The sequence below is a fragment of the Chloroflexus sp. MS-CIW-1 genome, assembly GCF_030444705.1.
GTDB lineage: Bacteria > Chloroflexota > Chloroflexia > Chloroflexales > Chloroflexaceae > Chloroflexus.
The window spans coordinates 265,005-277,991 of the sequence record NZ_JAUBWR010000003.1; the positions used below are offsets into that span (position 1 = coordinate 265,005).

General features: G+C 55.6%; 12 protein-coding genes. 10 read left to right on the forward strand and 2 right to left on the reverse strand.

Annotation, left to right across the window (positions count from 1 at the left end; all coding sequences use genetic code 11):
* Positions 1-481 precede the first annotated feature (481 nt).
* Both QTO31_RS18235 and mfd read left to right on the forward strand, forming a co-directional pair.
* A complete protein-coding gene (locus QTO31_RS18235; protein WP_031461068.1) occupies positions 482-1,393 on the forward strand; it encodes a DMT family transporter in 912 nt (303 codons plus the stop codon).
* 89 nt (positions 1,394-1,482) lie between these two features.
* Positions 1,483-5,040 (forward strand): transcription-repair coupling factor, encoded by a 3,558-nt coding sequence (gene mfd / locus QTO31_RS18240; RefSeq protein WP_301430541.1) that lies wholly within the window; start codon positions 1,483-1,485, stop codon positions 5,038-5,040.
* A 6-nt stretch (positions 5,041-5,046) separates the two neighbouring features.
* Here mfd and QTO31_RS18245 read toward each other — a convergent pair whose 3' ends face one another.
* Entirely contained in the window at positions 5,047-5,469 is a 423-nt protein-coding gene (locus QTO31_RS18245) for a hypothetical protein (protein ID WP_301430542.1), read from the reverse strand.
* 182 nt (positions 5,470-5,651) lie between these two features.
* On the opposite strand from QTO31_RS18245, the gene QTO31_RS18250 reads away from it, so the two are divergent.
* Together QTO31_RS18250 and QTO31_RS18255 are read left to right on the forward strand one after the other, a co-directional pair.
* Complete coding sequence (locus QTO31_RS18250; protein WP_301430545.1) at positions 5,652-6,296, forward strand: IS607 family transposase; 645 nt, start codon at positions 5,652-5,654, stop codon at positions 6,294-6,296.
* Positions 6,287-7,627, forward strand: coding sequence for an RNA-guided endonuclease InsQ/TnpB family protein (locus QTO31_RS18255; protein WP_301430547.1), 1,341 nt, complete (start codon positions 6,287-6,289; stop codon positions 7,625-7,627). Before QTO31_RS18250 ends, QTO31_RS18255 begins: the two co-directional genes overlap by 10 nt.
* Here QTO31_RS18255 and QTO31_RS18260 read toward each other — a convergent pair.
* A complete protein-coding gene (locus tag QTO31_RS18260; protein WP_301430549.1) occupies positions 7,554-8,114 on the reverse strand; it encodes a hypothetical protein in 561 nt (186 codons plus the stop codon). The genes QTO31_RS18255 and QTO31_RS18260 overlap by 74 nt on opposite strands.
* A 354-nt stretch (positions 8,115-8,468) precedes the next feature.
* Here QTO31_RS18260 and QTO31_RS18265 point away from each other — a divergent pair, with 354 nt between their 5' ends.
* From QTO31_RS18265 to QTO31_RS18290, 6 genes are all read left to right on the forward strand, one after another.
* On the forward strand, positions 8,469-9,116 hold the full coding sequence (locus QTO31_RS18265) for a DedA family protein (RefSeq protein WP_031460142.1): 648 nt from the start codon (positions 8,469-8,471) through the stop codon (positions 9,114-9,116).
* 23 nt (positions 9,117-9,139) lie between these two features.
* A complete protein-coding gene (locus tag QTO31_RS18270; protein WP_301430551.1) occupies positions 9,140-10,462 on the forward strand; it encodes a sensor histidine kinase in 1,323 nt (440 codons plus the stop codon).
* Positions 10,440-10,982 (forward strand): NUDIX hydrolase, encoded by a 543-nt coding sequence (locus QTO31_RS18275; protein ID WP_301430552.1) that lies wholly within the window; start codon positions 10,440-10,442, stop codon positions 10,980-10,982. The genes QTO31_RS18270 and QTO31_RS18275 overlap by 23 nt, the downstream gene beginning before the upstream one ends.
* Positions 10,983-11,263: 281 nt before the next feature.
* The gene (gene trmB / locus QTO31_RS18280; protein WP_031460145.1) at positions 11,264-11,944 is read left to right on the forward strand and encodes a tRNA (guanine(46)-N(7))-methyltransferase TrmB; all 681 of its coding nucleotides are present in this window, start codon (positions 11,264-11,266) and stop codon (positions 11,942-11,944) included.
* A 76-nt stretch (positions 11,945-12,020) separates the two neighbouring features.
* The gene (locus QTO31_RS18285) at positions 12,021-12,281 is read left to right on the forward strand and encodes a YkgJ family cysteine cluster protein (protein ID WP_301430553.1); all 261 of its coding nucleotides are present in this window, start codon (positions 12,021-12,023) and stop codon (positions 12,279-12,281) included.
* Positions 12,282-12,551: 270 nt separating this feature from the next.
* The gene (locus QTO31_RS18290) at positions 12,552-12,959 is read left to right on the forward strand and encodes a hypothetical protein (RefSeq protein WP_031460147.1); all 408 of its coding nucleotides are present in this window, start codon (positions 12,552-12,554) and stop codon (positions 12,957-12,959) included.
* Positions 12,960-12,987: the final 28 nt, after the last annotated feature.

The window sequence follows — 12,987 nt, forward strand, 5'->3', positions numbered from 1 at the left end:
GATCAAAAACCCAGCTTTCTCATTGGGCACGCACCGTACCCATGCGACCATTACGTGAGGGGGCACCACCATGCTTTCACGCCAGCCATCCCACCTTCCCCCTTTTAACCGTGTAGAAGAGGAATGGTTATGAGGACCAACCTCCCCCCTTCCTCGCCCCTTCTGGAAGAGGAAGGCAGCCAGGGGAAGATGAGGGAGGCTAACCTCCCTTCCTCGCCCCTTCTGAGAGAGGAAGGCGGCCAGGGGGGATGGTGAGGGATCCGCAGGCGTGCTTCGTAGCACCGACGCTGAAACCGGTGCAACGCATATCTATCTCCATCTCACTGCCGGGCAGGAAACAAGGGTGAACCGCTCGCCACCGATCCTCACTTCTTTGACAAGCCAAATATCCGTCTAAAGCATCTGGTTTCTGGCTCAGCGTTGTTGTAAAGTCAACCAAAGCCGACGAGATGCGTCGGGTGTAGGTAATGGTGAGGTATTTGTGGCGACAACAACGCGCACCGATCAGCCGGTTTTGTTTGCCGGTTTAACGGCTATCGACCTGACGATGTTGCTGGTGGTGGTAATTTGGGGGGCAAACTTCAGTATCGTGAAGTCGTCCTTAACCGAAATACCACCTCTTGCTTTCGCGACCCTTCGCTTCGCAACTGCCAGTGTGATCTTGCTGGTATTTATGCTGTGGCGCGAAGGAAAGCGAGCGTTACCGGATCGGCGGACGCTCTGGAAGCTGACATGGGTTGGTATCATTGGCAACACTATCTACCAGGCGCTGTTTACGTACAGTCTCACGCTGACGACCGCTGCCAATGGCTCGTTGATTATCGCCACAACACCAGCTCTAGTGGCATTAGCGGCGGCGCTGCTGCGAATCGAGCGGATTCGGCAGGTTATGGCAATTGGTATCACACTGGCAATCGGTGGCGTTGCGCTGGTCGTTGCCGAACGTGGCTTGGCTCTCGGCGGTCGGGGTCTCCTCGGTGATCTGCTGATGCTCGGCGCGGCAATCTGCTGGACAATCTATACGCTTGGTGTACGTACTCTTGGTCAGGGATTATCATCACTGGCCATTACGACATGGACGATGATAACCGGTGTCCCGGGAATGGTTCTGGTCAGCTTGCCTGACTGGTCAACGGTGGCCTGGAGCGAGGTCAGCCTTCAGGCGTGGCTGGGATTAGCATATGCCACAATCCTGGCATTGGTTCTGGCCTATGTGCTCTGGAATAACAGCGTGCGCATCGCCGGTAGTGCTCGTACTGCCATCTATGGCTGTGCAATCCCACTGGTGGCAACCATGATTGCCTGGCCGCTGATCGGTGAACAGCCCACGTGGGTACAGGGAATCGGTGGCTTGCTGATTATCAGCGGTGTCTTACTGACGCGCCGTCCGTGACCGGTGCTGCTTCTCGTGTTACTATACTACAATGCGAGTGTGATAATCGCCGGTAGCTTTGTCGGCGGTTGATAGTGTTTTGGCTGACGATGGCGACTCTACTGCCAACAATTCAGCGTCTAGAGCGCATCAACGAACTGGTAAAAATTATTGCTGAACTACCGGTTGTGGTGTCGTTGCAAGCTGCGCTGCGACCCGGTTATCAGGCAATTGCGCCGGTTCCGGCGGCAGCCCGATCGGTATTGTTAGCGGCACTTGTCAGTCAACGCACGACACCAACCCTCTACGTTACCCTCAGCGCCGAGAGTGCGTTGCGGGCGGCAGATGATCTTCGGCAGTGGCTCGGTAGTGATCGAGTCTGGCTTTTTCCGGCTGCCGATGCCTTGCCCTACGAGCACATGTCTCCCGGGCGTGATGTCGTTGGGCAACGCCTGGCGGTTTTACGCGGCTTACAGGCTGCGCGCTTTTGCGGGGTGATCGTGGCGCCGGTGAAAGCCTTGATGCAGCCAACATTATCACCCGCCGATCTGACCACTGTCACGCTTCACTTGCAACGGGGAATGCAGGTATCGCTCGAGCAGACAGTGGCGACGTTGCTGACCAATGGGTATCAGCGGGTAGCAATGGTGGAAGCACCGGGTGAATTGAGTCGCCGTGGTGCGATTCTAGATGTCTGGCCGCCGGGTGACGAGTTGCCGTTGCGCATTGAATGGTTCGACGACGAGATCGATAGCTTGCGGCGATTTGATCCTGCTACCCAACGGAGTGAGCAGCGTTTAGACCAGGCAGAGATTGGTCCGGCACACGAGATACCGTTCTGGCGACGTGAAGCGGCATTGCGCCAGATCGATCTGCTCGATCTGAGCATGCTGCGGCGTGAAGTGCGCGAAGAATGGGCGATTGCGCGTGAGCAGCTCGCCAGCGGTCAACGTTTTGAAGGTCGTGCGTTTTACGCCCCTTTCTTTTACACGCAGCCGGTCACGCTGTTAGATTATCTTCCCGCCGGGAGTCTGGTGGCCCTGGCGGAAGGTCATCTGCTCGCGCAGCACGCCGCAGAGATTGATGCTCAGGCGGCAAATTATCGCTCGCAACTACAAGCGCTTGGTGAACTGCCGCCTGATTTTCCACGTCCTTATTTGCAGTGGAACGAGTTAGGTTTAAGCGATTCGTCTAGACTGGTGATCGCCGATCTCAGTCACAATGAGTATCCATACGCGCTCACACCACCATCGTTCGGGGTCGCACCACTGTATGGTGGGCAGTTGCGCCGTCTCATTGATACGATTGCTCAGCAAGTCGATGCTGGTGAGCTGGTTATTACCGTCACAACGCAGGCAGCCCGCTTACAGGAGTTGGTCAGTGAACGATTGGGGGATAAAACGCCACTGGGACGCTTTGTGCCAATTTACGGCGGATTAGAAGCCGGTTTTACACTTGCCGACCTCAATCTGACATTACTAACCGACAGCGAGATTTTTGGTACTCGGCAGCGTCGGTCATTGCGCGAGCGGCGACCCAAAAGCAGTACCGCTGATCGTACAGCGTTTCTGCGGGCACTGAAACCCGGCGATTATGTGGTGCATATCGAACACGGGATCGCGATCTTCGACGGCATGATCCGGCGTACAGTTGGTGAAGTTGAGCGGGAATATCTGGTCTTACGCTACGCTGGCGAAGACAAGATTTACGTGCCGGTTGATCAGATAGATCGCGTCACCCGTTATATCGGCGCCGGTGATAGTCCACCAACGCTCACCCGTCTCGGTACGCAAGATTGGGAACGTACCAAGCGCAAGGTGCGAGCCGCTGTACAGAATCTGGCTGAAGAACTGCTACGACTCTACGCCCAACGCCAACTTACCTCCGGTTATGCCTTCGCTCCTGACAACGAGTGGCAGCGCGAGCTGGAAGCCAGTTTTCCTTATCTTGAAACTGAAGACCAACTGCGGGCCATTGCCGAGGTGAAGGCCGATATGGAAAAACCAACCCCGATGGATCGGTTGGTTTGCGGCGATGTCGGCTTTGGCAAGACCGAAGTTGCGCTACGGGCTGCCTTCAAAGCTGTCCAGGATGGCAAGCAGGTGGCAATTCTGGTGCCGACCACAGTGCTAGCGCAGCAACATTTCGACACCTTTCGCAAACGCATGGCCGCCTTCCCGGTAACTGTCGAGATGCTCTCACGCTTTCGCACGCCGAAAGAACAAGAGGCGATTGTGCGCGATCTGGCGCGGGGGAAGATTGACATTATCATCGGAACCCATCGCCTGCTCTCTAACGATGTGGTCTTCCGTAATCTCGGTCTGGTAATTATTGATGAAGAACAGCGTTTTGGGGTACGCCATAAAGAACGGCTCAAACTGTTACGCACCGAGGTCGACGTACTAACCCTCACGGCGACACCCATCCCGCGCACGCTGCACATGGCGCTCGCCGGCATTCGCGATTTGAGTGTGATTGATACCCCACCCGAAGATCGTATTCCAATAAAAACATACGTTGTTCCGGCGGATGATCATCTTATCCAGGAAGTTATCCGGCGTGAACTCGAACGCGAAGGGCAGGTCTATGTCGTCCACAATCGGGTGCAGAGCATTTATCACGTTGCCGAACGGTTACGGCGGCTGGTACCAGAAGCGCGGATTGCGGTCGGGCATGGTCAACTTGCCGAACGCGAACTCGAGCAGGTGATGATGGATTTCTTCGAGGGGCGCTACGATGTATTAGTATGCACCACCATTATCGAGAGCGGTCTTGACGTTCCGAATGCGAATACGATCATCATTGATGATGCAACTAATTACGGCTTGGCCCAACTCTACCAGTTGCGAGGCCGGGTTGGGCGGGGTGCGACTCGTGCGTATGCTTACCTGCTCTACAATCCGACCCGACCACTCTCTGCCGATGCCCGTCTACGGCTGGAAGCAATTCAAGAAGCCACTGAATTAGGGGCAGGCTTTCGTATCGCAATGCGTGATCTCGAAATCCGTGGCGCCGGAAATCTTCTCGGCGCCGAGCAATCCGGTCATATTGCTGCCGTTGGGTTTGATCTCTATTCACGCCTGCTCGAACAAGCGGTGCAGAAGCTGAAACAAGAGGTTGATGCGTTGACCGAACAGCATGCAGGGACAGTGCAGGGGGTACCGACAACAATAACCGAGAGTCTACGGGCACCAACGGTTTCCGAACGAGTTCTCGTTGCACCGCTGGTGACCATTGATCTGCCACTCACGGCCTATCTGCCACCGGAGTATATTCCCGATGAAACAGTACGCCTGGCAGTGTACCAGCGCATGGTTGACGCCACAACTATCGCTGAAGTTCGTGGTTTGCGTCAGGAATTGATCGACCGTTTTGGCGCGCCCCTTCCCGATCCGGTGCTGCACCTTATTCTCTGGTTGCAGATTCGGTTACTGGCCCTACAGGCTGGCGTGGTCTCAATTACGACCGAAGGCGACATCTTTCTCATCCGTATGGCGACACCCCTCGCACCGGCAATCCGTGACCGATTACGACGACGGCTCCCCCGTGATGCGTCAATAACGTTTGGTCCGCAATCCATTCGCCTCAATCGGCGCATCCTCGGTCCTCAGTGGCCTGAACGATTACTGGTCGTTGTAGAACTACTTGCAAACAGCGATCATGCGTGAACAGAATTAACGTCTTACCTGTACCAACTGGCTGCGACGAAACACAACCACAACCCGATCGTACTGATAGCGCTGGCGGGCATTCGTGAAGATCACGCCATCGTAATTGTACCGATCTAACCACCACTCAACCACTGCATCGGTCTCTACATCAAGCCCTAAACTCGCTGCTTCCTGTTTCATCTGATTTACCTGGTGCCGCCATTGGTCAAATGCCACGGTGAGCGGTTGTTCGATGCGCGCCCGATAGTGAGTGGGGGTAAGGACAAACAAGCGTTGCAACCAGCCTTGCCGCGCTGTCTCTTCAACTTCAACCAGGACGAGACCTCTGCCGGCTGGCGTGCGTTGTTGGACATCACCACCAAGGAGGCGGTACGTTCCCTGCGTTGCACTACCGGTTAGCCAGCGCCTGGCTTCATCAGCGCGCATACGCCTGATCACCTCCCGAAGGTCGGAGACGCGCGGAATTCGGGGTGGCGCCATGATCTGTATCTCTGGAATTGGATGCTGAACTGGTTCGCCATCCTGGTTGCGCCATTCAGCATGGATAACCTGCATCGGAGCCGGACTCTAGCTTGACTTCTAGTACGCGATAGTGTATAACGGTGCTCATGGAAAACACCATGCGCACAGGGAAAGCCGCAACACTCCTTGGTGTCTCGGTCAAGACGTTGCAGCGTTGGGAACGCGAAGGAAGGCTGATTCCGGTGGCCCGAACGGACAGCAACCGCCGTCTCTCCCCTGAGACGCAAATCCGTGAGTTCATCGGTTTGCGGCAGGCGAACCATGCGCCAACCACGCCGGTCGCCTCCTGTCGGGTATCGAGTGCGGCACAGAAGCCGGACCTGGCGAATCAGCGCAACGTGCTGGAAGAGGTCGTGGTGGCGAAGGGATTGGCGGGGGTCGAGTGTATCGAGGAAGTGGGCGGCGGGCTGAACTTCAAGCGCAAGCGGTTTCTGGCCCGTATGGACGCGATCGGGCGACGGCAAGTCAAGATGCTGATCCTTGCTCACCAGGACCGCCTCGCCCGCTTCGGTTTTGAGTGGTTCGAACATGACGCCAAAACCCATGGCTGCGCAGTGCTGGTGCTCACCCAGGAACGGCTGTCTCCCGAACCGGAAATGGTGCAAGACGTGATGACCATCGTGCACTGTTTTTCGTCTCGGCGATACGGTTTGAGGAACTATCGAACGAAGGTGGATGAAGCGCTGAAACAGGATGCACATGGCGTCAAAAAGGCCCAACCATGCAACTAACCCACAAGATCGCTCTTTGCCCGACTCCTGAGCAGGTGGACTACTTCAAGCGCGCCTGCGGCACGGCCCGGCGCGTCTGGAACTGGGCGCTCAATGAATGGAACAAACAATACGCAGCAGGCGGCAAGCCGAACGCAATGGCGCTCAAAAAGCAGTTCAACGCCATCAAGTACACCGACCCGCAGTGGCTCGATGAGAACGGTCGGCCTTGGTTGCAAGACATTCACCGGGATGCCCACGCGCAGCCGTTTAGGAATCTCGCCAAAGCATGGAAACGGTTTTTCGCCGACCTCAAGAAGGGCAAAGAAGCGCACGAACCACGGCTCAAGAAAAAGGGCCGCTGCCGCGACAGCTTTTACGTAGCCAACGACAAGTTCCGTCTGGACGGCAAGACGATCCGCCTGCCCAAGATCGGCGACGTCGCTATGACCGAGGAACTGCGCTTCAAAGGAAAGATACTGGGCGCGACGGTCTCGCGCACCGCAGATCGTTGGTTTGTGGCAATACAGGTCGAAGTGCCCGATGCGCAATGCTATCGGCGTCGCACCTCCCATGAGGTCAATGGCATCGACTTGGGCGTTAAGGCTGCCGCAACGATCTCCAGCGGCGAAGTCATCGAAGCGCCAAAGCCGCTCAAAGCGGCTCTGCGTCGCCTCAAGATTCGCGGTCGGCGTCTCAGCCGCAAGCTGGAAGCCGCCAAAGAGATGGCGGGGTTTGGACGCCATGCCTGCCTGCCCAAAGGAACGCGCCTGCCGGTATCGAACAACCGGCAAAAGTCCGCTGCGACATTGGCAAGGCTGCATGCCCGCCTTGCCAATCTCCGAGCGGACTTTACTCATAAGCTCACGACCCGACTCTGCCGCGAAAACCAAGCGGTAGTGATCGAGGATGTAAACGTCAAAGGGATGCTCGCGAACGAGAGACTCGCCCGCGCCATCTCTGACGTGGGCTTTGGGATGTTGCGCTCGCAGTTGGAATACAAGGCGAAACGCTACGGTACTCATCTCATCATCGCCGATCGTTGGTATCCAAGTAGCCGACTCTGTTCCAAGTGTGGCTGGAAGAACGAGGCGCTGACGTTGAGCGATCGAGAATGGGTGTGTGCGCAATGTGGCGCGCACCATGACCGTGACCTCAATGCGGCGCGGAACCTGAAACGGCTGGCAACCGAAACTGCCCTACCCGTGGCGAGTCCGACCAGTAATGGCGGCGCTGCAGCGGGGACCGTCCCCGCCGCAGCCGGGAAAGTCACGCCTGTCAGAGACGACGGTGGTCAACAAGACACGTCGGGGCAGGAAGAGAAGTGTGCGCACTTTTGCGCACTTTCTTGATAGCAGGATCGTCCCCTTCACGGTAGTGAAAGCCAAGCCGACTACGCCCCTCTGCGGATTCAGCAATCGCGGCAATAGTAATGTGCAGGCGTATACCACCACCACACCCCGGAGCAGGGAACCAGACTCGCTCGGCGGTGAAGGTATACGCCATTCGTGAATCGCGCAGCGCAGAGCGATCACCACGGCGCCAGCCATGACCGCTCAACCCGCTCCAACCGCCGACAACTGCTCGTAAGGGGGCATAAATGGCGACAACGGTTTGTGGACCGGGTGGTTCATCGAGCACCCACATGCCCGGCGGAATGGCACCCGAGGAAGGCAATTTGATCGTGCCGCCAATGACACTCTGTTCAACACGTGCATTGGGCAGACGAACGGTAACCTGCCCTCCTGCCGCTGGTTGGGGTACAGCTTCCGGCTGAACTACGTCACTCAGGCGGTGACCGCATTCGATACAAAAGCGTGGGTTTCCTTCTGGGAGCATGCTCCCACAATGGGGGCAAAAACGAGGCGAACGCTGCCTGTGATTCATACTGACCTCGGCACGAGTGATTTCTGTCGCTACCTGTATTGTCGGGAGCTATCTTATGCAGTGTTCTCCCTGTGGTCTCTGTATCGCAATTATACGGGTAATCCGTCTCGTATATCGTGATACTCAACAACGCCCCGATAACGAATCTGAAGCATACGCACCGACATTTCACTGTTGGTTGGGATGAACATGTCGAACATCTCTATTTTTCACTTTCCAGACTTGACGCCGCTGTATCTATCCTCTACCATACCAAACAGTGCAGGATCGATGCACCGGATACTACCCTACACGGAGAAAGACTACATGGGGCAAATACTGGAACAACTCGGACTCTGGATTGAAAGTATCATTCTGGCAATTGGCTATCCAGGCATTACACTGGTAATGATGGCAGAAAACCTCTTTCCACCTATTCCGTCAGAGCTGGTAATGCCGTTCGCCGGTTTTCTGGTTGGGCGCGGTGAAATGAACCTGGTGCTGGCAATTGCTGCTGGGACGCTAGGATCGGTTCTAGGAGCGATTATTCTCTACTACATCGGGATGCTGGCCGGTGAACCATTGGTGCGACCCTTCTTCCGTCATTATGGCCGTTTTTTCCTGCTATCCGAGCAAGACCTCGATAAGGCACTCAATGCCTTTACCACCCACGGCGATATTATTGTGCTTGGGGGTCGGGTTATTCCGATCATTCGCAGTCTGATCTCATTACCGGCTGGCATGAACCGGATGCCGCTTGGCCGATTTCTGCTCTTTACAACCATCGGTTCGACGATCTGGACATCTCTGCTTACGGTTGGGGGTGTTATTCTTGGCGCCAACTGGGAGTTCGTGATTGAAATTGTTGATCAGTACCAAAAACTGGTCCTGATTGTGCTGGTCATTGCTGCTGTAGTTTTCGTTGTGCAGCGATTGCGCGGGTTGCGACGTATGGCATTTAGCCGTAGTGAATAATAAACGTGCCGATTTTCGTTTTTATGAATCAATGTACTGATAGTTCAGAGGCTAACCCTGTGGTTGGTCTTGCTCATCTTTCGCCATTAACGGTAACTGAACGAGAGTTATGTTGGGCCTTAGCTCCTTTCGTGCCAGCGACAACCTGGCTGATTATCGGTCCTACTGCCTGGCTGGTGCATCATCGTTCTGTTCGGCCAACACCGATCTGGCCGTTACCGCCAACGGCAATGCCGCTCACCGAGACACCGGCCTTTGAAACCTTGACCTCCGTTCAGGGTTCTTGGGTGCCGTTCAACGTGCGTGGTCGTGTGGTTGGGGGCCTGGTCTTGCCAGACGAACAGTCAGTATCGTCAACCGTGCTTGAGGGCCTGGCATCGTTGGTCGAGGGTATCTATACGCGCCGTATGGCGATACGGCAGACGATCTGGCAACATCTGCTCGAGCAACTCAGAGTGCGATACGCTGCTGGGGAAGAACGCCAGGCGCTGCTCAGTGAAGTATTACTGCGCAGTTTGAATCTTGTCCCTCAATCTACAACCGATGCGCCGATTACGATTCCCCACATCTTTGACAAAGAGGGTGATCGGTACGGACGTTCTTACCCTTTTTGGCACGATGAGCTTCATTTTATCGAGTTGGCCCTGGCAATTACCCATCCGGCCATCATGCAGCTTCAGGTTGTCGGGCTAGCGGCTGCGGGTGTCGCGCACGACATCAATAATTTGATGACGGTCATTTTGGGGCGTGCGCAATTGCTTGAACTTGATGTCGGAGAGGATCAGCTCTTCGATCTCCAGATAATTGAAACGGCAGCCGAGATTAGCGCCGGTAGCGCACGTCGCTTGCAGCGTTTTACCCAAGTTGAACATACCGTTATCCAACCGGTAAATATGACAACCGTCGCTTTGGCCGCAGTAGCTGAGGCCAAACGAGAACTCTCCCTACTGGGAAACATACAGCTTGAGACGAGTCTTCCTGACTTGCCACCGGCAGCCGGTGCAAGTGGATTGATCTATACTGCCCTAAAGAATCTCATCATATCAGCCGCACGGTCATTACCAGATGGCAGCATTATTCAGATCGGTGGTGCGGCTGACGAACACTATGTCTGGATCGAGGTAACCGATCCAGCTCTGCCACCAAGTACCGACTTACAGGCAATTTCGGCACAAATACAACGAGCGCATGCGCTTGAACTGATTATTGCCCGTCAGACCGCACGTGTTCATGGTGGGCAAGTTCGCATCGATGCCAATCAGGCCGGGGGAACGTGCATGCGGTTCATCTTACCGCGCTGGGAAGCACAGAATGGAGTAACACATGCCAGCATGGAAACTTCTTGAGCGAGAAGTATTGCTGCATCAACCACCATTTTTAACGGTTGAACGGCATCATCTTGTCTTGCCTGATGGCCGCGAAATTCCGAACTGGCAATGGGTGATCACGCCGGAGTATGTCAATGTGGCAGCGATCACGGTTGATCAGCAGTTCGTGCTCTTCAGACAAGAGAAATATGCGGTCGAAGGTCTGTCACTAGCGCCGGTGGGTGGGTATCTCGAACCAGGCGAAGATCCACTGCAAGCGGCACAGCGTGAATTGCAGGAAGAGAGTGGCTACGTCGCCACCGAATGGGAAGCGCTAGGAAGATATGCGGTCGATGGCAACCGGGGAGCTGGCATCGCTCACCTCTTCTTGGCCCGTCAGGCCAGGTTTGTTGGTAAAGGCGAGAGTGACGATCTAGAGGCGCAAGAACTGGTTCTCCTATCGACTGACAACGTGCGTAGAGCATTGTATGCTGGTGAGTTTAAGGTACTGGCCTGGGCAACGGTGATAGCATTGGCACTGCTGCGCCTGGCTGCGTGAGGTTTCGTGCTCACGGCGCACCCCGTCTGTTACCTGGCAGGGCTTTGCAAGGTTTTTTCCGGCGCCGACAAGTGATGATAGAGAAGAAACTGGAACCTCATTCTACCCACGCATCGCAGTGTGGGCCGGAAGCTGGCGTTTCCAGATAAGGCAACGGCCCAGAGCGGGGATCGCTCTGCGGATGTGCATGACATTCAAAATGGAAAACGTTGCAAGCCCTTCCCGTACAGACGCGATATAATTATCCTGACATTCATTCTTTATAAGCGGAATCGGAAGCTATGGGCAGAGGACGCTATCCTGCACGCTTACACGTTACTGCGCCGCCACCTGAGATTGCAGCCCGTTACTACCGTTCGTGGCCGGCGCATGAACTGTACCATACGCCAGAGCGCTTTCCACCACTCAGCGCCGAAGGGTTGTTTGGTCGTGTCGCTCCCCTAACCCTCGAATTTGGTTGCGCTACCGGTGAATACCTGTGCGCTCTGGCAGCAGCACAGCCGACCACATACTTCGTTGGCATCGACATTGTCGCGAAACCGCTCTACCGTGCTGTTGAACGTGCCGTCGCACTTGAGCTGACAAATATCCTGTTCATTCATGCCGATGCGCGACTACTCTACCAGCGCATTCCCGATGCAGCGTTATCTACCATCATTTTGCATTTCCCGCCACCACTCCTGCGGAATCGCCAGCGCAATCAGTTGCTCGTCTCACCACAAATGCTGGCGTGTGCCGCTCGAACCCTCGTTCCCGGTGGTTATCTCAGCTTTCTTACCGACCATCCTGCCCTCTTTGCGCTGATGCGAGAACTCTTGCCCGCTTTTCCTGCGCTGCGTGCTATCCCGGCTTCACCGGCTGAACTGGCAGTCTTCGAGTCGCACTATCACCGACGCTGGGCTGCACGTGGCCGTACTATTAGTGGTCTGCGGATCGAGCGGGTAGACGGAGACAATCCATAACACCAGTGCGACTGCGCTGGTCTGTCATCGCACCCCACCCGCTACCCGCCCACCAGATTATCTCTGGAGATAGCCTATGGAGTGTCGAGTCGGTTGCGGCGCCTGTTGCATTGCACCCTCGATCTCATCACCTATTCCTGGTATGCCCAACGGTAAGCCAGCCGGCGTGCGCTGTGTCCACTTGACTGCTGACAATCGTTGTGCATTGTACGGCAAGCCAGAGCGACCAGCAGTATGTGTGAGCCTGCGTCCGCATCCTGATATGTGCGGTCGCACCTTTGAAGAAGCAATGTGGTTGCTCACAAGCCTCGAGCTGGCAACCCAACCTGAAAAATAACTGAAATTTTATCTCCAGCGGTCGCCAGGTGAAACACAACCGGGCCAACTTGCGTTATTATTGCAGTGAGAGAAAATCGCAGCCAACCCCCTATGTGGAAAGGATTCTGTAACAAAATTGGAGTATGATACATATGGGGGGAAGGTTAGCAACCAACGCACACCGCAGTGCGTGCTACCAATCCCAAAGATTCTGTTTATGGGTGTCGAGGCGGGCCGGCAAGAGCGTACATGCTGTAAACCGGATCGACATCCCGGAAAGGAAGCCGCAGTGACTGACTTCGATCTGGAAAGTTTGAGCGTACCTGAGCTCGAACGACTGCGGGACGCTATTAATCAGCGCCTGCTCCAGTTGCGCTACAGTACACCCCGGTCATTACCGGAACTGCTGCGCATGTTGGAGGAGGTTAAGATCGTCCTGAGTGATCAGGGCAAGGAATGGCGCTCGCTCGAGCGCTGGCAATGGATGGATGGCCAGATTCGCTTCTGGCTTAATCCAGCCGATCAGGTGCGTTATCGAGCGGGATGGTATACAATCGAAGAACTCATCCTCTGGTCGCAGGATCGAGGCCCGGTACTCGTCCCGCAGGAGGAAGAGGAAGAGGATCTCGAAGGCTGGACGGAGATCAACGGCGTTCGTATTCGCTGGTTACCAGACGGTACGATGGAGCGTCAGTGAGTAATCCGGACTCTCCCCTTGCTTTTGA